Source organism: Nocardioides fonticola (genome assembly GCF_039536805.1).
GTDB lineage: Bacteria > Actinomycetota > Actinomycetes > Propionibacteriales > Nocardioidaceae > Nocardioides > Nocardioides fonticola.
On the sequence record NZ_BAAAZH010000017.1, the window covers coordinates 195,365 to 213,977 of the forward strand.

At 72.5% G+C, this 18,613-nt stretch carries 21 protein-coding genes; 8 read left to right on the top strand and 13 right to left on the bottom strand.

Annotated features, from left to right (window positions below):
* Positions 1-19: 19 nt before the first annotated feature.
* The 4 genes from ABD671_RS13165 (at position 20) to ABD671_RS13180 (ending at position 3,583) form a co-directional block, all read left to right on the top strand.
* The gene (locus ABD671_RS13165; RefSeq protein ID WP_344733848.1) at positions 20-754 is read left to right on the top strand and encodes a TetR/AcrR family transcriptional regulator; all 735 of its coding nucleotides are present in this window, start codon (positions 20-22) and stop codon (positions 752-754) included.
* A gap of 113 nt (positions 755-867) precedes the next feature.
* A complete protein-coding gene (locus ABD671_RS13170) occupies positions 868-1,797 on the top strand; it encodes a hypothetical protein (RefSeq protein WP_344733849.1) in 930 nt (309 codons plus the stop codon).
* Between the two features lie 19 nt (positions 1,798-1,816).
* Entirely contained in the window at positions 1,817-2,449 is a 633-nt protein-coding gene (locus ABD671_RS13175) for a DUF2461 domain-containing protein (protein ID WP_344733850.1), read from the top strand.
* An 84-nt stretch (positions 2,450-2,533) separates the two neighbouring features.
* Positions 2,534-3,583 carry an LLM class flavin-dependent oxidoreductase gene (locus ABD671_RS13180; protein WP_344733851.1) on the top strand — a complete coding sequence of 350 codons (1,050 nt, stop codon included), beginning with the start codon at positions 2,534-2,536 and terminating at the stop codon, positions 3,581-3,583.
* Here ABD671_RS13180 and ABD671_RS13185 read toward each other — a convergent pair.
* The gene (locus tag ABD671_RS13185; protein WP_344733852.1) at positions 3,555-4,049 is read right to left on the bottom strand and encodes an FBP domain-containing protein; all 495 of its coding nucleotides are present in this window, start codon (positions 4,047-4,049) and stop codon (positions 3,555-3,557) included. The two genes, ABD671_RS13180 and ABD671_RS13185, sit on opposite strands and share 29 nt — an antisense overlap.
* A gap of 67 nt (positions 4,050-4,116) precedes the next feature.
* Between ABD671_RS13185 and ABD671_RS13190 the strand changes: the two genes are divergently transcribed.
* Positions 4,117-4,761, top strand: coding sequence for a TetR/AcrR family transcriptional regulator (locus tag ABD671_RS13190; protein ID WP_344733853.1), 645 nt, complete (start codon positions 4,117-4,119; stop codon positions 4,759-4,761).
* A gap of 70 nt (positions 4,762-4,831) precedes the next feature.
* On the opposite strand, the gene ABD671_RS13195 is transcribed toward ABD671_RS13190, so the two are convergent.
* The 3 genes from ABD671_RS13195 to ABD671_RS13205 all read right to left on the bottom strand — a co-directional run bounded on the left by ABD671_RS13195 (position 4,832) and on the right by ABD671_RS13205 (position 6,784).
* Positions 4,832-5,311 (bottom strand): nuclear transport factor 2 family protein, encoded by a 480-nt coding sequence (locus ABD671_RS13195; protein WP_344733854.1) that lies wholly within the window; start codon positions 5,309-5,311, stop codon positions 4,832-4,834.
* A 66-nt stretch (positions 5,312-5,377) separates the two neighbouring features.
* Complete coding sequence (locus ABD671_RS13200) at positions 5,378-5,836, bottom strand: RrF2 family transcriptional regulator (protein WP_344733855.1); 459 nt, start codon at positions 5,834-5,836, stop codon at positions 5,378-5,380.
* Between the two features lie 30 nt (positions 5,837-5,866).
* The gene (locus ABD671_RS13205) at positions 5,867-6,784 is read right to left on the bottom strand and encodes a sulfite exporter TauE/SafE family protein (protein WP_344733856.1); all 918 of its coding nucleotides are present in this window, start codon (positions 6,782-6,784) and stop codon (positions 5,867-5,869) included.
* A gap of 164 nt (positions 6,785-6,948) precedes the next feature.
* On the opposite strand from ABD671_RS13205, the gene ABD671_RS13210 reads away from it, so the two are divergent.
* Positions 6,949-8,808 (top strand): acyl-CoA dehydrogenase, encoded by a 1,860-nt coding sequence (locus tag ABD671_RS13210; protein ID WP_344733857.1) that lies wholly within the window; start codon positions 6,949-6,951, stop codon positions 8,806-8,808.
* Positions 8,809-8,985: 177 nt separating this feature from the next.
* Here the strand turns inward: ABD671_RS13210 and ABD671_RS13215 are convergent, their stop codons facing one another.
* The 7 genes from ABD671_RS13215 to ABD671_RS13245 form a co-directional block, all read right to left on the bottom strand.
* Positions 8,986-9,840, bottom strand: a complete 855-nt coding sequence (locus ABD671_RS13215; RefSeq protein WP_344733858.1) for an alpha/beta fold hydrolase — start codon at positions 9,838-9,840, stop codon at positions 8,986-8,988.
* Positions 9,837-11,204: a hypothetical protein gene (locus ABD671_RS13220; RefSeq protein WP_344733859.1), complete on the bottom strand. Its 1,368-nt coding sequence runs from the start codon at positions 11,202-11,204 to the stop codon at positions 9,837-9,839. The genes ABD671_RS13215 and ABD671_RS13220 overlap by 4 nt, the downstream gene beginning before the upstream one ends.
* 59 nt (positions 11,205-11,263) lie before the next feature.
* On the bottom strand, positions 11,264-11,809 hold the full coding sequence (locus tag ABD671_RS13225; RefSeq protein WP_344733860.1) for a TetR/AcrR family transcriptional regulator: 546 nt from the start codon (positions 11,807-11,809) through the stop codon (positions 11,264-11,266).
* A gap of 108 nt (positions 11,810-11,917) precedes the next feature.
* Positions 11,918-12,853 carry an ABC transporter substrate-binding protein gene (locus ABD671_RS13230; protein WP_344733861.1) on the bottom strand — a complete coding sequence of 312 codons (936 nt, stop codon included), beginning with the start codon at positions 12,851-12,853 and terminating at the stop codon, positions 11,918-11,920.
* A 37-nt stretch (positions 12,854-12,890) separates the two neighbouring features.
* The gene (locus ABD671_RS13235; protein ID WP_344733862.1) at positions 12,891-13,598 is read right to left on the bottom strand and encodes an ABC transporter permease; all 708 of its coding nucleotides are present in this window, start codon (positions 13,596-13,598) and stop codon (positions 12,891-12,893) included.
* A gap of 190 nt (positions 13,599-13,788) precedes the next feature.
* A complete protein-coding gene (locus tag ABD671_RS13240; protein ID WP_344733863.1) occupies positions 13,789-14,457 on the bottom strand; it encodes an ABC transporter permease in 669 nt (222 codons plus the stop codon).
* Positions 14,454-15,497, bottom strand: coding sequence for an ABC transporter ATP-binding protein (locus ABD671_RS13245; protein ID WP_344733864.1), 1,044 nt, complete (start codon positions 15,495-15,497; stop codon positions 14,454-14,456). Before ABD671_RS13245 ends, ABD671_RS13240 begins: the two co-directional genes overlap by 4 nt.
* 112 nt (positions 15,498-15,609) lie before the next feature.
* Here ABD671_RS13245 and ABD671_RS13250 point away from each other — a divergent pair, with 112 nt between their 5' ends.
* Positions 15,610-17,061: an aromatic amino acid ammonia-lyase gene (locus ABD671_RS13250; RefSeq protein ID WP_344733865.1), complete on the top strand. Its 1,452-nt coding sequence runs from the start codon at positions 15,610-15,612 to the stop codon at positions 17,059-17,061.
* Here the strand turns inward: ABD671_RS13250 and ABD671_RS13255 are convergent.
* Together ABD671_RS13255 and ABD671_RS13260 are read right to left on the bottom strand one after the other, a co-directional pair.
* A complete protein-coding gene (locus tag ABD671_RS13255; RefSeq protein ID WP_344733866.1) occupies positions 17,046-17,693 on the bottom strand; it encodes a cysteine dioxygenase in 648 nt (215 codons plus the stop codon). The two genes, ABD671_RS13250 and ABD671_RS13255, sit on opposite strands and share 16 nt — an antisense overlap.
* Positions 17,690-18,370, bottom strand: coding sequence for an amidohydrolase family protein (locus ABD671_RS13260; RefSeq protein ID WP_344733867.1), 681 nt, complete (start codon positions 18,368-18,370; stop codon positions 17,690-17,692). Before ABD671_RS13260 ends, ABD671_RS13255 begins: the two co-directional genes overlap by 4 nt.
* Here ABD671_RS13260 and ABD671_RS13265 point away from each other — a divergent pair.
* Positions 18,353-18,601 (top strand): hypothetical protein, encoded by a 249-nt coding sequence (locus tag ABD671_RS13265; RefSeq protein ID WP_344733868.1) that lies wholly within the window; start codon positions 18,353-18,355, stop codon positions 18,599-18,601. The genes ABD671_RS13260 and ABD671_RS13265 overlap by 18 nt on opposite strands.
* Positions 18,602-18,613: the final 12 nt, after the last annotated feature.

The following is an 18,613-nucleotide window of genomic DNA, read 5'->3' on the forward strand; positions in this document are numbered from 1 at the left end:
CGTGTGGTGGGATGGGGGCATGCCCGATCGCGCGCCCACCCCTCCGGCCCGGGCCACGGGTTCCGGACGTCGCCGCGCCTCGCACTCGCTCGAAGCCGTCGTCGACGAGGCCATCGCCCTGCTCGACGAGGCCGGGGAGCCGGCCCTGACCTTCCGGGCCCTGGCCGCCCGCCTCGGCGGCGGCGTGGCCAGCATCTACTGGTACGTCGCGAGCAAGGAGGAGCTGCTCGACCGCGCAAGCGACCGCGTGCTCGACGGAGTGCTCGCCGACACCGCCCCGCTCGCCGCCGGTGGCGAGCGCGCCGACACCGATCCCATCGAGGCGATCCGCACCATCGCCGTCGCCCTCTTCGACGCCGTGGTCGACCGCCCCTGGCTCGGTGCCTACTTCATGCGCACCACCAGTCAGCAGCCCAACTCACTGCGGCTCTTCGAGCGCATCGGCCAGCAGGTCATGCGCCTCCGGCTTGGTCCCCAGCCCAGCTTCGACGCCACCAGCGCCGTCATCGGCTACGTCATCGGCACCGCCGCCGACCTCGGTCAGCAGCCGCCACCCGAGGTGCTCGACGGCTCGAAGACCCGCGATCAGTTCCTCGCCGAGTTCGCCGAGGAGTGGCGGGCGCTCGACGCCGAGGAGTACCCCTTCATCCACCACATCGTCGAGGTGTTCGCCGACCACGACGACGCCGCCCAGTTCCGCGAGGGCCTCGATCTGCTGCTCGCCGGGCTGCGGCTGCGGGCCGCAGGAAGCTGACCCCGGCCCGTCCGGATCCGTCCGGATTCCTCCCGGCGCCGGCTGCGGTCGGGGGCTGCGTGGTGCGATCGGCGCACCTCGACTCCCTGCACCCCCGACCCCACGGAGTTCCCATGCACCTGACCCGCCTCCTCCCCCGCACGACCGCCGCCCTCGCCGCGGCCGCCCTGGTCGCGTTCGTCCCGCTCTCCTCGAGCTCAGCGGCGGCGCCCGGCTCCTTCGCCATCCACGGCGGGGCCTATCGCTCGAGCGATCTCGCCGACTCCCCCAGCACCTGCCCGGCCGGCACCACGCCGTACGGAATGCGACGCGCCGCATCGCCGGGCGGCGCGTTCGACGACCAGGGTGCGCCCATCCTGTTCACCCGCTCGGTCCGACTGCTCTGCCGGACGGCGTCCGGTGCCGTCGTGGCGGGCTCGGGCACCGACGCCGCCGTCGGCTCCGACGGCGCCGTCGCGGACTGGACCTGCTCGGGCAGCGACACGATGGTCGGCGTCTTCGGACGCGTCGGAGCGGTCATCGACACCGTCGGCCCGCTGTGCCGTGGCACTGGTCCGGCCTATCAGGGCGCCATCCAGCCGACCACGACCGGGTACGGCACCTACGAGTCCGTTTGCGCGGACGGCCTGATCGTCACCGGGCTCCATGCCACCTACGTCGCGACCAGCCAGTTCGGCGACCACCAGGTCACCTCCGTCTCCGGCGAGTGCATCCGGCCGACGACGCTCACCCTCGTGAACAAGGGCCTGTCCGGCCTGGCGGGCTACCGCCCCTCGGCGCGCCTCACGACCACCGACGCCCAGGGCGCCACGACCCCGGTCGTCGGTCGCACCGTCGTCTTCACCGCCCAGCAGCTCGGCCTGCTCTCCGCGAGCTGCCGCGCCACCACGGACGCCACCGGCCTGGCCACCTGCGCCGCTCCGAGCGCCTGGCTGCTCTCGCCGCGGGGCATCACGGCGTCCTTCGCCGGCGACGACACCTACGCGGCCTCGACGGCGGCCTCCGGCTCCCCGCTGGCACTGCCGGGGATCGCGACGCCCTGACGCCACCTAGGCTGGCCGCGTGAGCTTCACCGGTTTCCCTGTCGCGGCGTTGGACTTCTACGACGACCTCGAGGTCGACAACACGAAGTCCTTCTGGGAGGCCCACAAGCAGGTGTACGCCGAGTCCGTGAAGGCGCCCTTCGAGGCGCTGGCAAAGGCACTGGAGCCGGAGTTCGGGGCGATGAAGATCTTCCGGCCCTACCGCGACGTGCGCTTCAGCAAGGACAAGACGCCGTACAAGACCCACCAGGGTGGCTTCGTCGGCGTCGGCCCCGCCACCGGCTGGTACGTCCAGCTCTCGCCGCGCGGCCTGATGGCCGGCGGCGGGTTCTACGAGGCCTCCGGCGGCCGTCTCGCGGCGTTCCGGGAGGCCGTCGCCCATGACACCTACGGCGCCGAGCTCGCCGCCCTGCTCGAGGAGCTGACGGCGTCCGGGATGACGGTCGGCGGCGACCGGCTCAAGACGACGCCGCGCGGCTACGACGCCGACCACCCGCGCATCGAGCTGCTACGGCACCGCTCGCTGGTGGTGTCCCGCGACCACGGCTTCGGCGCGGAGATCAACGGTCCCGGCGCGCTCGACCTCGTGCGCGAGGACTGGCGCGCGCTGCGGCCGCTGGTCGAGTGGGCCCAGCGGCACTGCCAGGACTGACGGTCGCCGTCCCCGATCCCCGGTTGATCGACTTCCTGCTTCACTGGAGGAACACCCGCTCCGGCCGGACCCGAAGGACCCGCGATGACCCGACCGCTCCGCCAGCTCGGCTTCCTCACCATCGGACTGTTCGACCCCGCCGACCCGCGCCCGGGCCACGAGTCGGTGCTGCGGATCATCGAGCTCGGGGAACAGCTCGGCTTCGACAGCGCGTGGGTGCGCTCGCGCCACCTCCAGGCCGGCATCTCCTCCCCGCTCACCGTGCTCGCGGCGGCGTCCCAGCGCACCTCGCGGATCCGGCTGGGCACCGCGGTCATCCCGCTCGGCCTGGAGAACCCGTTCCGCCTGGCCGAGGACCTCGCGACCGTCGACGTGCTCAGCGGCGGCCGGCTCGAGGCGGGGGTCAGCGTCGGCGTCCCGATGAACTACGAGCACCTCAAGCGCGGTCTCTACCCCGACACCCACGACGTCGAGGACTTCACCTACGAGCGCATCGCCCGGCTCCTGCGGGCCGTGCGCGGCGAGCCGGTGAGCGACTTCGAGGGCACGGTGGGCATCGAGACGTTCCACCGCGGCATCCAGCCGCACGTGCCCGATCTGGCCGCACGCATCTGGCACGGGGTCGGCAGCGTCGGGTCGGCGACCTGGGCGGGCACCCAAGGGCTCAACCTCCTGGCGAGCAGCGTGGTGCGGGCCGAGGACGAGAGCCCGGACGTCGGGTTCGACTTCGACGCCATCCAGCGGCGCCAGATCGACGCCTTCCGCGCCCACCACCCCCGGGGCGAGCGGGCCCGGGTCAGCATCGGTCCGGTGATCATCCCGACCGACTCCGCGACGCCCGCGCAGATCGAGCGGTACGAGGCCTACGTCGCCTCCCGCTCGGCGCGGGTCGGCGTCCCCCAGGGACCGGGCCGCCTGCTGTTCGCCCAGGACCTCCTCGGCACCTCCGAGCAGCTGGCCGAACGGCTCGCCGGACTCGCCTCCTTCCGGGCCGTCGACGAGCTCGTGGTGGCGCTGCCGTTCACCTTCGAGCACGAGGACTACGTGCAGATCCTGGAGGATCTCGCGATGAAGCTCGCTCCGCTGCTGGGCTGGACGCCGGGCCTCACGCCGCCCGCAGCACCCGGCCGATGAAGACCTCGACGTTGTCGACGAGGCGGGCGATCCGCTCCTCCAGCGGCAGCGTCTCGTGCATGCCCACCGAGCCGGTCGACAACCTGCCGCGCACGTAGAGCGAGCACTGGAGGTCCTCGCAGACGTAGGTGCCGACCGAGTCGCCCTTCTGGCCCGACCGCCCGGCTCGGGGCGCGACGAGCAGCGACACCCCGCCGGTGCGGGCGGTCAGGCAGAGGTTGCACATGCTGCGTCGCCCCGCGCCCGCTACCGACTCGGGGGCGCGCAGGACGATGCCGCGCCACTCGCCCTCGTGGCGGCCGACGAGGTAGCCGCGCAGCGGCGCCTGGGGATCGCGCCACCCGAGGTAGTCCAGATCGTCCCAGCGGACGGCGCCGAGGTCGCGCGGCAGGTTCATCCGCTTGGCCTCGCCCTTGCTGCAGTTGACGAACGAGGATCGGATCGTCGTCTCGTCGAGGTGTTCCATGGCAGCGACGGTAGGTTGCTTAAAGGGTTTAAGCAAACGACTAATGGCTGGCAGCTAGGATCCGTCCATGGTGCGCGCCGGACTGACGAAGGACGCCGTCGTGCGCGCGGCGGCCGACCTCGCCGACCGCGACGGCCTCGAGGCGGTCACCCTCTCCGCGCTCGCCCGCCGCTTCGGGGTGACGACCGCCGGGATGTATTCCCACGTCGCCGGACTCGGCGACCTGCTCGACCGCCTCAGCGCGTTCTGCCTGGAGGAGTCGGCCGACCTGCTGGCCGCCGCGATCGCGGGCCGGGCCGGACCGGACGCCGTCGCAGCGCTCGCGCGGGTCTACCGCGACTACGCGCGGGCGCACCCGGGGCGGTACGCCGCCACCCGGCGTCCCGCACTTCCCGACGGCCATGCGATCCCGGCAGGACGCCGGCATGCCGATCTCGCCCGCGCCGCGCTGCGCCAGTACGGCCTGGACGCCACCCGGGAGGTGCACGCCGTGCGACTGCTCGGCAGCACGATCCACGGCTTCATCAGCCTGGAGGGCTCGGGAGCCTTCGCCCACAGCCGCCCGTCGGCGTCCGCGAGCTGGAACGCCATCCTCGACGCCCTGGCCGCGACGATCGCGGGGTGGTCGCCGATCGACGACGAGACGCCGCCGAGGAGCGTCCGAGCACCGGCCGGACGCCGTCCGAGCGCCGACATGGGGGGCGAAACCTGATGTTGTGGGGCGAAGCTTCGCCCATCAACATCAGGTTTCCCCGGCTGACCGGGGAAACCTGCGCCCCGGCTCAGCCCGCCGCCGTGAACGTCGCCATGGTCCGCTCGGGCTCCCAGAACGCCTTCATCGAGGCCACCGACCCGTCGTCGTTGACGACGTAGACCATGATCAGCTCGGTCGTGGTGTGCGAGCCGTCGGCGAAGGACGTGCGGATGCGCCCGAGGTTGGCGCAGGTGTTGCTGCCGGGGTTGGCGAAGCTCTCGGTGATGGTGAACTCGAAGGTCGCGATCGGCTCGATCGCCAGGGCCCAGAAGGCGCGGATGGCGTCATGGCCCCGGTGGCCGCGACCCTCGGGATCGAACATCGACGGGCCGACGGGGTCCTCGATGACGGCGTCGGGGGCGTAGACGGTGAGCCACTCCTCGAGATCGCCCTTGGCGACCGCGGAGTAGGAGCGCATCGAGGCCACCCGCGCCGGATGGTCGTCGACCGCGGCCTGCCAGTCGATGGCGGGCGAGGTGATCGCGGGGTGGGTCGTCGCCTGGGTCATGCCCGGCATCGTAGGACCGGACGGCCCGGAAATGGAACAGGTTCTACTTGGTGACCCGCACCGGGATCAGTGCGGCTGCCAGGCCTCCTCGCGCGCGGTGCGCGAGGTGACGACCTCCGGCAGCTCGCCGTCGGCCAGCTGCTGGATGGAGACCTGCTCGAAGACGTCACGCAGCGCGTCGCGCGCGGCGATCCACACGTGCTGGAGGACGTCGGCGGAGTCGTTGTAGCTGACCGCCTCGGGCCGCAGCCCGTAGACCGAGACGAGCGGGCCGTCGACGGCACGGATGACGTCGGCGACGGACACCGTGGACGCATCGCGCCCCATCCGCCAGCCACCGGACTGGCCGCGCTGCGACATGACGATGCCGGCGCGACGCAGGTCGGCGAGGATCGCCTGGAGGAAGCCGTGGGGGATCTCCTGGAGCCGGCCGAGCTCCTCCGCACTGACGGCCCGACCGTCGGCGCGAGCCGTCATCTCGATCAGCGCGCGCAGGGCGTAGTCGGATTTGGCGGAAACTCGCATGAGGCCAGTGTGTCAGATATCCCGATCCGATCACTCCACCATGAGGCCACGGACACGCGCCGATCGCGCCTCGCGGATCGGGACGCCGGTGCGGACCGACTCCTCGATGCGCACCGCCCAGGAGACCCAGAGGACCCAGAGGGTGAAGATCAGGGCGGCGATCATGGCCCGGGTGAGATCGGAGGCCCCGGCGACCTCGGCGATCGTGGTGGCGTTGGTGAGCACGATGACGCCGCCGGCGACGACCCCGAGGATGCGGGCCGGCAGCAGGCGGACGACGTACGCGGCGATCGGGGCAGCGACGACACCGCCCAGCATGAGGGCGCCGACCGCCGCCCAGTCGACCCCGGGCACGCCGAGGGAGAGCAGGAACCCCAGCGAGCCGCCGAGCGCCACCACGAACTCGGCGGTGTCGACCGAGCCGACGACCTTGCGCGGCTCGAGGCGACCGGAGGAGAGCAGGGTCGTGGTGCCCACCGGGCCCCACCCGCCGCCACCGAGCGCGTCGAGCCCGCCGGCCACCAGGCCGAGGGGCGCGAGGAAGAACGGCGAGGGGTGCGGCCCGAAGCTCAGCCGCTGCGTGCCGAGCGCGAGGAAGCGGAAGGTCACCCACGCACCGAGGACGAGCAGGACGACCGCCACGGCGGGGCGGGCCACGTCGCCGTCGAGCGAGGCGAGGAGGGTGGCGCCGCCGAAGGCCCCGAGGAAGCCGGGCAGCGCCAGGATCGAGACCGTGCGCCAGTCGGTGTTGCCCAACCGGTGGTGGGCGACCCCGGAGACCAGCGAGGTGCCGATCTCGGAGAGGTGGATGGCCGCGGACGCCGCCGCGGGGCCGACACCGGAGGCCAGGAGGAGCGTCGCGGAGGTGACGCCGTAGCCCATGCCGACCGAGCCGTCGACCAACTGCGCACCGAGGCCGACGAGGGCGACGATCACCAGATTCCGCATGACCCCTCCTCACCGGGCGCCTCAGGAGCTCTTAAGTCTAGTGATCAAGTCGACTTGACACCACGGGTGATCTTGTCGACCTCCGGTTGCGTGGCCGCACCCCGCGACCTACCATTAAGTTACTGACCAGTAGGCACCCACGCCCGAGCGAGAAGGTGGAGCACGTGAGCCACTACAAGTCCAACCTCCGTGACATCGAGTTCAACCTCTTCGAGGTGCTCGGCCGCGACGAGATCCTCGGCGCCGGCCCCTTCGGCGAGGTCGACTCCGACACCGCCCGGGAGGTGCTCGCCGAGGTCGACCGCCTCTCGCGCGAGGATCTCGCGGCGTCCTTCGTCGACTCCGACCGCAACCCGCCGGTCTTCGACGCCGCCACCCACACCGCTCCCGTCGGCGCGGCGTTCAAGGCCTCCTACGACGCCTGGATGGCCTCGGAGTTCTGGCGCCTGCAGATCCGCGAGGAGCTCGGCGGCCAGCCGGCGCCGTCCACCCTCGTGTGGGCGATCGGCGAGCTCATCCTCGGCGCGAACGCCCCGATCTGGATGTACGCCGCGGGCCCGTCCTTCGCCGGCGTCGTCCACGCCAACGGCACCGAGCGCGACAAGCGCATCGCCCAGATCATGGTCGAGCGCCAGTGGGGCGCCACCATGGTGCTGACCGAGCCGGACGCCGGCTCCGACGTCGGCGCGGGCCGCACCAAGGCCTACCCGCAGGAGGACGGCTCCTGGCACATCGAGGGCGTGAAGCGCTTCATCACCTCGGCCGAGTCCGACCTGCAGGAGAACATCATGCACCTCGTCCTCGCGCGCCCGGTGGGCGTCGAGGGCGCGGGCGGCCCGGGCACCAAGGGCCTCTCCCTCTTCCTGGTGCCCAAGATCCACTTCGACCACGAGACCGGTGAGCTGACCGGCGAGCGCAACGGCGTCTACGTCACCAACGTCGAGCACAAGATGGGTCTGAAGATCTCCAACACCTGCGAGGTCACCTTCGGCGACCCGTCGGTCGGCGGCGGCGAGCCCGCCAAGGGCTGGCTCCTCGGCGAGGTGCACAACGGCATCGCGCAGATGTTCCAGGTCATCGAGAACGCCCGCATGATGGTGGGCACCAAGGCCATCGCCACCCTCTCGACCGGCTACCTCAACGCCCTCGACTTCGCGAAGTCCCGCGTCCAGGGCGCCGACCTCACCAAGTCCGGCGACAAGACCGCGCCGCGCGTCACGATCACCCACCACCCCGACGTCCGTCGCTCGCTGATGGTGCAGAAGTCCTTCGCGGAGGCCATGCGCGCGCTGGTGCTCTACACCGCGACCTGGCAGGACGCCGTCATGATCGCCGAGCACGAGGGCCGCAAGGACGAGCTGGCCGAGGCCGTCAACGACCTGCTGCTCCCGATCGTCAAGGGCTACGGCTCGGAGCGTTCGTGGGTGCTGCTGGGCACCGAGTCCCTGCAGACCTTCGGCGGTTCGGGCTTCCTCCAGGAGTACCCGATCGAGCAGTACGTCCGCGACGCCAAGATCGACACCCTCTACGAGGGCACCACCGCGATCCAGGGTCAGGACTTCTTCTTCCGCAAGATCGTCAAGGACCAGGGCCGCGCCCTGGGCCACCTGGCCGGGGAGATCTCGGCGTTCATCGAGTCCGAGGCCGGCAACGGTCGCCTCAAGGACGAGCGCGCCCTGCTGGCCAAGGCGCTCGAGGACGCCAACGCCATGGTCGGCCTGATGATCAACGACCTCATGTCCGCCGAGGGCGAGATCACCAACATCTACAAGGTCGGCCTCAACACCAGCCGCCTGCTGATGGCCCTCGGCGACGTCGTCTGCTCCTGGCTGCTGCTGCGCCAGGCCGAGGTCGCCCTGCAGAAGCTCGGCGGCGACCCGGGCAAGGACAAGGCCTTCTACGAGGGCAAGGTCGCCGCGGCCCGCTTCTTCGCGCAGTACAACCTGCCGAAGATCTCCGCCGAGCTCGCCATCGCCCAGGCCACGACCCTGGACATCATGGAGCTCGACGAGGACGCGTTCTGATCCGCGCTCCGCGCATCGCCTGACGGCTCACGACGGCGCCGATCCCCGCACGGGGGTCGGCGCCGTCGGCGTTGCGGACCGCTCCGGCGTCCGTCGATGCGTCGCCTGTCGGAATCACCGGTGCACCGGTGACTCCGACGGACCGATCGGCGATGTCAACCGCCTCTCCACCGGGAGTCAGGCGCGGGCGATGAGGTCGCGCAGGTGACCGGCCACCTCGGCGGGAGCCTCGGTGACGGTCCAGTGCCCGACGTCCTCGAGCAGATGCAGCTCGGTGTCGGGCAGCCGCTCGGCGAAGGCCCGGGCCGAGGCCGGGATGCAGAACGGATCCTTCGCACCGAAGACGACCTTCGAGGGCACCTGCATGCCGCGCAGACCACGGCGCGCGGCCCGCAGCCCGGGAGCGCTGCGCGGATAGCCCGCCCAGACGCCCGCGGCCGCCCATCGGGCGTCGGGGTCCTCGTAGGGGGCCCACATCTCCGCGATCGTCTCGGCGGGCAGCCGGCGACCGGCCGCCTTCTTGACCGTGCCCTCGAAACTGGGACGCCGCAGCATCGCCGTGACCAGACGGCGTCCGACCACGGGGACGGCGGCGACCACCGCCGGCAGCGGCGGCTTGAAGTGCTCGACGAACAGCGTCGTGTTGAGCACGGTCAACGAGGCGAGCCGCTGCGGGTGGGCCTGGGCCCACAGGATGCCGACCGGGCCGCCGATGTCGTGCACGGCCAGGTGCACCGCGACATCGGGGCCGAGGTGGGCCTCCACGGCGTCGCCCAGCCAGACCGCGAGGCTGGGCAGGCTGAGGTCGAGGCCGCGCGGCTTGTCGGACTCCCCGAACCCGGGCAGGTCGATCACGACGACGCGCGCCTCGCCGTCCAGCTCCCGCATGAGGCCCTGCCAGCTGGCCGAGCTCTCCGGGATGCCGTGGACGCCGAGCACGATCGGCAGGTCGGTGCGCTCGGGCGCGGAGTCGCGCAGGGCCAGCCGCAGATCGTGGACGGCGACCCGGCGCACCGGGATCGTGTCGCTCACCGGCTGCAGCCGATCGCCCGCGAGGCCGCCTGCGGCGAGGCGTAGTAGCGGGCCCGCGGGTAGTAGCGGCCCATCTGCTCGCGCTCCGAACCCGGGTCGACGTTCTGGACGGCCTCGCGGAACCCCGGTGACGGCAGCATGTTGCGCAGCAGCAGGGCCGCCTGCGGGAGCGGGCCGAGCGGCAGCCAGGCCACCCCGCAGCGGGCGATCGCGACGCTGGGGCGGGCCGCCGCCGTCGAGACGACGAGGGTGTAGCGGCGCTGGGCGTCGATCGGGATCTGGTCGTCGGTCAGGCACGCGTAGTAGGCGGTGGCTGCGTTCTCGGTGCACATCGACCAGTAGCGCAGCTGGCCGCGCCCGAACCGCTTCTGGCCGTCCTGGGTGGCCACGAAGGTCGGCAGCGTGCCGCGCAGCACCAGCACGGGGCCGTGGTCGGCGGAGACGAGCGCGTAGATGTACTTGTTGTCGACGTTCTCCCCGAACCCGCCGGTCGGGAAGTTCTCCTCGGTGAAGGACCGCAGCGGACCGTTGAGCGCGGCGGTGAGCTCGTTCTCGGTGAGCTGGTCGGCTGCGGTGGTCTGGAGGTTCACGTACTTGTGCCAGCGCACCTCGGCCGGGGCCACCACGCTCGGCAGCCCGAGCAGCGCCGAGAGCGACTGCGCCGGGCCGGCTCCGGCCAGCACCGGCGTGTAGCCGAGGTCGGGCAGCGAGGTGTCGGGGCAGGAGGGGTAGGTGACCAGCGGGGTGCCGTCGGCGGCGAAGGTGCGGACGGCGGGCAGGCCGGCGTCCCCGGTACGGCTGCGGCCGTGGTCGGGCTCGTAGATGCGCTCGGCGATCGTCGCGTACCCGGCCGAGGTCTTCGAGCCGTCGACGTTGGTCATGTAGATGGTGTTCGCGGGCGCGCCGGTGGCCGGCCGCTGGGCATTGACGACCGACACGGTGTAGTCGCGCTTGCGGACGTCGCGCCGCGCGCCCGCCAGGTAGGGGTTGCGCGAACCGGCGTCCGGCACGATCTGCGCATCGTGGATCGCGTCGATCGCCTGGGTCTGCACCGTGTAGGTGTTGAAGGACAGGTAGCGCGCGTGCGGGAAGCTGCCCGTGATCTCCGCCCGGCCGCCCGGCGGCAGCGGCACGAACGCCACCCAGTAGCGAGCCGCCTGGTCGGGGAAGAGGGCGTTGACCTGGTCACCCGCGATCTGGAGGGTCCAGGCGCAGGAGCGGGTCTCCGCAGCGGCCGCGGAGGCGACCGGGGCAGCTCCCCCCGGCGTGCGTACGGCAGCGGGCAGCACGAGGAGGAGCGCCGGCAGGACGGCGAGGAGCAGGGCGAGGGGCGCGCGGCGGCGCGACAGGGAGGGGGTGGTCATCTCACTCGGGGGGTCGGGGAGGGTGACCGGACGTCACCGTGGCCCGAGTGTGACGGCGCTCAACTGCCCGTGGCAAGCAGTCCGCAGCGTGTGCTCCAGATGCCGGCCAGGGTGTCGGCGGCGACGTCGGGGGCGACCCGGGGCTGGCCGCCGAAGCAGTCGACGAGGTAGGCGACGTCCATGTGGACCAGCGCCCGCCCGGTCTCCTCCGGCGAGGCGACCCCGAGGTCGCGCAGCACGGAGGCCGCGAAGGCGAACCCGCGCTCGAAGTAGGAGCGCACCGCCTGCTCGGCGGCGTCGGAGAAGGTGGCGGCTTCGAGGGCCGCGCGGATCAGCGGGCCGTTCTGCACGAAGACGTCGACGATCACGCCGAAGGCGTCGCGGATGCCCTCCTCGACGGTGGCGGCCGGGGCGCGCAGGGCGTCCTCGTTGCCGAAGATCTGGTCGAAGGCAGGCGAGGCGATGCTGATGACGAGCGCGACCATGTCGTCGAAGTGCCGGTAGAACAGCGTGCGGCTCAGACCGGGACCGGCCGCCTCCATGACCTCCTCGACCCGCAGGTCACGGACGCGCCGGCTCCGCAGGCACTCGGTCGCGGCCGACACGATGAGAGCTCGGGTCTCCGCGCTTCGTCGCCGGATCGCGGGGGCTGCACCAGTGGGGGAGGGCATGAGGGCACCCTAACTTATCGGTCCCTCATGCCCCCCCTGGTATCAGCCGTTGAGGCCGTTGTCGGCCAGGAACTTCTCCGCGACCGTCTTCGGGTCCTGCTTGTCGAGAACGACCTGCTTCATCAGCTCGGTGAGGTTCTCGGTCGTCAGCGCGGCCGAGACGGCATTCAGGGCGTCGGTCACCTCGGGGGTCACCAGGTCGGACTTGATGAGCGGGACGATGTTCTCGGCGAGGTAGAGGTTCTCCGGGTCGCTGAGCACCACCCAGTTGTTCGCGGCGATGTTGGGGTCGGTCGAGAAGACGTTCGCGACGTCGATCGAGCCGTCCTTCAGCGCGGCGATGGTGAGCGGGCCGCCGGCGTCCAGCGGCTTGAACTCCTTGAAGGTGATGCCGTAGAGGTCCTTGAGGCCCACCAGGCCCTGGTAGCGCTGACGCCACTCCGGCCCGGCACCGACGACGAGCTGGTCGGCCACCGGCGTCAGGTCGGCGATCGAGGACAGGCCGTACTTCTCGGCCGTCTCGGCGGTGACCGTCAGGGTGTCCTTGTCCTCGGCGTCGGACTGCGGCAGGGTCTCGGCCCCCTCCGGGAGCACCTTCTGGAGGGCGTCGTAGACGTCCTCCGGGGACGTGATGCCCTTGGCGACGCCGTCAGGGCCGGAGAGGTAGCTGAGCAGCGCGCCGTTGTACTCGGGCAGCAGGCCGATGTCGCCGTCCTCGAAGGCCTTGAGGTAGACCTCGCGCGCGCCGATGTTGGGCTTGGTCTCGACGTCGAGGCCCTTGGCCTCCAGGGCGCCCGCGTAGATGTCCATGAGGAGCTCGTTCTCGGGGAAGTTCGCCGAGCCCACGACGATCGTCCCGGCCTCGGTGTCGCCGGAGGAGAACGGGTCGGAGCCGGAGTCGTCGGACCCGCACGCGCTCAGCGTGAGGGCGGCGGCCGCGGCGAGGCCCAGGAAGGCCGTGGTGGTGCGTCGTGACATGTCGTGTCACCTCTCGGGGTGTGGGGTCGGGATGGGGCTACGCCTGCGCCGGGGCGGAGGCGGGATCGGGGAGGGTCGGACGACGCCGGCGCGCCGCCCGGCCGTCGACGCCGGGTGAGACGACGGCGCGCTGGAAGAGCGCCAGCAGGAGGTCGATGACCACCGCGAGCACCGCCAGCACGACGGCTCCGGCGACGATACGCGGGTAGTCGGCGAGCGCGAGGCCGTCGAACAGGTAGCGGCCCAGGCCGCCCTGGCCGACGTAGGCGGCGATGGTCGCCGTCGAGACGACCTGGAGGACGGCCGAGCGCACGCCGCCGATGATCACCGGGAGCGCGATCGGCACCTCGACGCCGAGCACGATCTGCCACTCGCGCAGACCGATGCCCCGAGCGGCGTCGACGGTGGCGGGATCGACCGAGCGCAGGCCCGCGTAGGTCGAGGTGAGCAGCGGCGGGACGGCCAGCACGACGAGCGCCACGATCACCGGACGCAGCCCGATGCCGGAGATCGCCAGCACCAGCATGAGGACGCCGAGGGTCGGCAGCGCCCGGCCGGCGTTGCCGAGGTTGATCGCCACGAAGGCGCCCCGGCCCGTGTGGCCGATGTAGAGGCCGATCGGCAGGGCGATGATCAGGGCGAGGGCCAGGGCCACGCCCGAGTAGCCCAAGTGCTCGAGGATGCGGTTCGGGAAGCCCTCCGGGCCCGACCAGTTCGCGCCGTCGAGCAGGAAGTCCAGGCTCATCGCGTCACCTCCGCTGGCGCTCCGGTCGCGACGAGAGCATCCATCATGAGCTCGCTCCGCTCACTCATCGCGTCGTCCTCCGTCCACCCGGTGGTCGAGGTGCGACGAGCGCCAGCGAGGAGCCGCGAGACCACCGGACGGGTCGGCGCCGGGGCACCTCCCACCTCGACCACCGGCAAGACCTGCGTCGTCATCGCGACACCCCGATCCGCGACCAGGGGGTGAGCAGGCGCTGGGCCAGCACGATGAGGACGTCGAGCACGAGCGCGATCGCCACCGAGAGCACCAGGCCGATCACGATCGGGGGCGCGTAGAAGTTGAGCTGGAAGCCGCGGGTGAACAGCTGGCCGAGCCCGCCGATGCCGATGAGGGCGGCGATGCTGACCAGGCTGACGTTGGTGACGGTGGCGACCCGGAGCCCCGCCAGCACGACCGGCAGCGAGAGCGGGAGGTCGACGGCGAACCAGCGCCGCACCGGGCGATAGCCCATGGCGGTGGCCGAGGCGACCACGCCGGCGTCGACCGAGCGCAACCCGTCGGCGGTGCTGCGCACCAGGAGGGCGAGGCTGTAGATCGTCAGCGCCACGACCACGTTGTTCCGGTCGAGGATCGAGGTGTGCAGGATGCCCGGCAGCAGGAGCAGCAGGGCCAGCGAGGGGATCGTGTAGACGATGCTGCTCAGCGTGAGCACGGGGTGGCGCACCCAGCCGTACCGGACGACCGCCCAGCCCAGCGGCAGCGAGAGCACGAAGGCGATCACCACCGGCACCAGGGCGAGGTAGAGGTGCTGCACCAGCGCCTCGCGGACGTCGTCGCCGTTGATCTGCAGGTAGTCGACGATCTCGGAGAGCAGGTTCATGCACCGCCCCCGAGCCGGTCGAGCTGGCGGCGGCGTACCGCCTCGGCGACCACGGCCTGGCGGACGACGCCCTCCGCGCGGCCCTCGGCGTCGACCCGGACGGCGGCACCGGCCGGGGAGAGGATCGCGAGGTCGGCGACGGCACGCAGGCTGTCGGCGGAGCCGAAGGTGCCCTCGGTGGGCAGCCGGCGCCCGGCGGCGTCCTGCCACCCGACGGGGCGGCCGTCGTCGAGCACGAGCACGAGGCCCTCGATCTCGGTGGTCGTGGGCTCGAGCGGCAGGTCGGCGGCGGAGGCGAAGGACAGCCCGCGGTAGCCGCGGTCGCGGCCGACGAACCCGGCGACGAACTCGTCGGCCGGCGCGGCGAGGAGGTCCTCGGGCGTGGCGAACTGGGCGAGGCGGCCGCCCTCGGCGAAGACGGCGACGTGGTCGCCGAGCTTGATCGCCTCGTCGATGTCGTGGGTGACCATGACGATGGTCTTGCCCAGCTCCCCCTGCAACCGCAGGAACTCCTGCTGCAGGCTCTCGCGGACGACGGGGTCGACGGCCGAGAACGGCTCGTCCATGAGCATGACCGGCGGGTCGGCGGCCAGGGCCCGGGCGACCCCGACGCGCTGCTGCTGCCCGCCCGAGAGCTGCGCGGGGTAGCGCTTGCCCATGGCGGCGGTCAGGCCGACGCGTTCGAGCAGCTCGCCCGCGCGGCGGCGGGCCTCGGCGCGCGAGACGCCCTCGAGCACCGGCACCGTGGCGACGTTGTCGAGCACGGTGCGGTGCGGGAAGAGGCCGGCGTGCTGGATCACGTAGCCGATGCGACGCCGCAGCAGGGCGGGGTCCTGGGCGGTGACGTCCTCGCCGTCGATGCGGATCGTGCCGGACGTGGGCTCGACCATCCGGTTGATCATGCGCAGCGAGGTGGTCTTGCCGCAGCCGGAGGGACCGACGAAGACGGTGATGGCGCCGCTCGGTGCCGTCATGCTGAGGTCGCCGACCGCCAGAGTGCCGTCGGCGTACCTCTTGGACACCTGGTCGAACTCGATCATCGTGCATCCTCCGCTCCGGCCGGGTCGGCCTGGATCAGTATGAGGGGCCGGTCCAGCGCGAGTGAATAGCTTCATTCAGAATTAACATGGGACTGAATAGGATGTGACTGTGGTGGCGATCGATCCTGCGTCCGACCCGGTCCTGTCCGCGGCCGAGGTGGCCGCCTGGGCTCGCGATCCGTCCCGACCCTTCCCCACCCCGTGGGGACCCCGCGAGCACGAACGGGTGGCCGGCGCCCACGCGACCCTCGAGCGGATCAGCACCACCGGCACCGTCTACGGGCTCACCACCGGCGTCGGCGCCCTGCGGCACGTCGAGGTGGTGGCCGACGAGCGGACGGCGGTGGGTCACGCGCTGCGCCTGTGGCGCAGCCACGCGGCCGGCGTCGGAGCGGAGTACGACGACGCGACCGCCCGCGCGGTCATGCTCATCCGCCTCCACCAGCTGACCCGGGGCGGTGCGGGCGTCTCCCCCGCTCTGGTCGAGGGCCTCGCGACGGCACTGCGCCAGGGTGCGATCCCGCGGCTGCACGAGGTCGGCGGCATCGGCACCGGCGACCTCACGGTGCTCGCCGAGCTCGGCCTCACCCTCGCCGGGCACCTGCCCTGGCGGGCGGACGCCGGCGTCCCCCCGGTCGACGTCGCGGCGACCGACGCCCTGCCCTTCCTCAGCAGCAACGCCGCGACCGCGGCGGTCGCCACCCTCGCCCTGGCCGATCTGCGGCGTTTCGAGGACACCCTCGCCGAGATCGCGGCGCTCTCCCACCGGGCCCTGCGCGGGTCGCTGGAGGCCTACGACCCCCGGGTGTTCGCCGCGCGTCGCGACCCCTGGGCGAGCCGGGTGGCGGCCCGCCTGCTCGCCCTCCTCGAGGACGCCGGCCCGGCGGCGCGCGTGCAGGACCCGTTCGGTCTGCGCACGGTGCCGCAGGTGCACGGCCCGCTCGTGGCCGCCCACGCCGCGCTCGCCGACGCGCTCGACGCCGAGATCGACGCCGCCACCGAGAACCCGCTGGTCGTCGACGACGAGCGGCTGCACCACGGCCAGTTCGCGACCCAGCGACTGGCGGTGTGCCTCGACGGCCTGCGCAGCGCCTGGGTGCCGGCACTGACGCTCTCGGTGGCGCGGCTCGGCGCTCTGCTGGACTCCCGCCTGACCGACCTGCCCGACTTCCTGGCCGACGGACCAGCCGGCAGCTCCGGGCTGATGATCCTCGAGTACGTGGCCGCCGATCTGCTGGCCCGCGCACGGCCCCTCGCCCGTCCGGTGACCGACGGCCGCACCGTGGTCTCCCTCGGCCTGGAGGAGTCGGCCAGTCACGCGACCCAGGCCGCCCTGGCCGGCCGCGACCTCGTCGGGCTGGTGCCGCATCTGCTCGCGTGCGAGGTGGTGGCCGCCGTCCGCGCCCTGCGGCTCGCACCCGAGCGGGCGCCCGCTCCGGGCACCCACGGCGCGCGACTGCTCGCCGAGGTCGAGCAGGTCGTGCCCGACGTGCGCTCCGACCACGTGCTCGGGCCGGAGATCGAGGCGACCGCCGCGGTCATCGCGACCTACGCGGGGGACTGACCCGCGGCCCCGGCACCACCGGCGGCGTCCTCGGCGTCGCCTTGGACGGCGTCCTGGACGGCGTCACGGTCGAGCGGGCCGTCGAGCGGGCGCAGCTCGTCGGCGTAGGAGACCGAGTAGCGGCGCATCGTGCCCGACGGGCTGATGGCGTACTGGCCCATGCGCCACAGCGGCGGGCTGTAGGCGTGGATCGAGACCGAGCCGTCGACGGCGCCGGCCATGCGGTGGATGTGCTCGGGCCCGAAGGAGAAGGTGCGCCCGGCCTCGACGATGCGGGTGTGCGGGTCGCCGCCCAGCCGCGGTCGGTGCTCCAGGACGGCGCCCCGCGTGACCGCGACCGCTCCAGAGGAGGAGTCGTGGTCGTGCCAGCCGGTGTCGTCGTCGGTGTTCCAGCACAGCAGCCAGACGTCGATGTCGGCGTCGCGGTAGAGCGAGACGTAGTGGCGACGTCCGTGCTCGTGCTCGACGAGGTGCTGCCAGGCCTCGGGATCGGCGGCCAGCTGCGCCACCCAGGCCGCCAGTTCGGCCTGCTCCAGCACCCGGCCCGGAGGGGCGGGAAGCCGGTCGACGGCGATCGCGGCGGACGTGGCGGCGGGGCTGGTCGGCTCGGCGGTGGCGGCCGGGGTGGTCATCGGGCGACTCCTAGCAGGCGGGCGGGATTGGCGACGAAGAGGGCGTGGGCGAAGGCATCGCCCAGACCGGGGTCGGTGGGGTGGGCGTAGGGCCGGTCGGAGCCGTGCACGATCGGGTCGACGCCCACGACGCGGACGACGGCGTCGACGGCACGGGGACCGAAGGAGGAGGTCTCGTAGAAGACCCCGGGGTCGATGGCGCCCAGCCGGCCGCCGCGCTGGTCGAGCCGTTCGTGGAACAGCGGTGCGAGGCCGGCGAGGGCGACGAAGCAGATGCGCAGGTGGGGCAGCAGCCGGCGGCCCGCCACATGCCAGGCGAACCAGGCGGCCTGGAGTTGGGCGACGTAGTCGGTGAGCGCGGGCCACCAGGTCGGCAGCTCCTCGGCGGACGCCGCCGGAGCAGCGGCCGGAGCAGCGGCCGGGCCGGATGCTGCGGCAGGTCCGGGGTGCACGAGCACGGGACGGTCGGCCGCCTCGGCGACGGCGAGCACCGGCGCCAGTACCTCCAGGCGGGCCGGGGTGGCCAGGGCGGTGGCCGGGACCTGGAGCCCGACGACCCCGGGCCGGGCGAGGTCGCCGGCGAGGCGGTCGAGGTCGGGCTCGACCAGCGCGGCCGCCGCCCACAGACCCGTGCCCGCGGGCAGGTCGTCGGCGCCGGCGTGCCAGGCCGCGAGCACCGGTTCGGCCCGCTCGGGCGGCAGCGTCTCCAGGCCCAGCGGACTGGAGAGGGAGTAGAGGGTGAGCGCGACGCCGTCCTGCTCGTCCTGATGACGGCGGGCGGCGAGGTCGTGGTCGGCGAGGTCGAGCTCGTAGGGCGGCTCGCCGTCGAGACGCAGCGTGGTGCCCGCGAGCAGCCCGAGGCGGCCCAGCTCCTCGCGCAGCGCACCCGACCACCAGTGTTGGTGTAAGTCGATCGACTT

Excerpts from the sequence above, each read along its gene's own strand:
- ABD671_RS13235 (WP_344733862.1), bottom strand. The coding sequence starts at position 13,598 with ATGAGCCTGGACTTCCTGCTCGACGGCGCGAACTGGTCGGGCCCGGAG.
- ABD671_RS13180 (WP_344733851.1), top strand. The coding sequence starts at position 2,534 with ATGACCCGACCGCTCCGCCAGCTCGGCTTCCTCACCATCGGACTGTTC.
- ABD671_RS13185 (WP_344733852.1), bottom strand. The coding sequence starts at position 4,049 with ATGGAACACCTCGACGAGACGACGATCCGATCCTCGTTCGTCAACTGC.
- ABD671_RS13205 (WP_344733856.1), bottom strand. The coding sequence starts at position 6,784 with ATGCGGAATCTGGTGATCGTCGCCCTCGTCGGCCTCGGTGCGCAGTTG.
- ABD671_RS13190 (WP_344733853.1), top strand. The coding sequence starts at position 4,117 with ATGGTGCGCGCCGGACTGACGAAGGACGCCGTCGTGCGCGCGGCGGCC.
- ABD671_RS13240 (WP_344733863.1), bottom strand. The coding sequence starts at position 14,457 with ATGAACCTGCTCTCCGAGATCGTCGACTACCTGCAGATCAACGGCGAC.
- ABD671_RS13200 (WP_344733855.1), bottom strand. The coding sequence starts at position 5,836 with ATGCGAGTTTCCGCCAAATCCGACTACGCCCTGCGCGCGCTGATCGAG.
- ABD671_RS13220 (WP_344733859.1), bottom strand. The coding sequence starts at position 11,204 with ATGACCACCCCCTCCCTGTCGCGCCGCCGCGCGCCCCTCGCCCTGCTC.
- ABD671_RS13245 (WP_344733864.1), bottom strand. The coding sequence starts at position 15,497 with ATGATCGAGTTCGACCAGGTGTCCAAGAGGTACGCCGACGGCACTCTG.
- ABD671_RS13255 (WP_344733866.1), bottom strand. The coding sequence starts at position 17,693 with ATGACCACCCCGGCCGCCACCGCCGAGCCGACCAGCCCCGCCGCCACG.
- ABD671_RS13195 (WP_344733854.1), bottom strand. The coding sequence starts at position 5,311 with ATGACCCAGGCGACGACCCACCCCGCGATCACCTCGCCCGCCATCGAC.
- ABD671_RS13165 (WP_344733848.1), top strand. The coding sequence starts at position 20 with ATGCCCGATCGCGCGCCCACCCCTCCGGCCCGGGCCACGGGTTCCGGA.
- ABD671_RS13230 (WP_344733861.1), bottom strand. The coding sequence starts at position 12,853 with ATGTCACGACGCACCACCACGGCCTTCCTGGGCCTCGCCGCGGCCGCC.
- ABD671_RS13170 (WP_344733849.1), top strand. The coding sequence starts at position 868 with ATGCACCTGACCCGCCTCCTCCCCCGCACGACCGCCGCCCTCGCCGCG.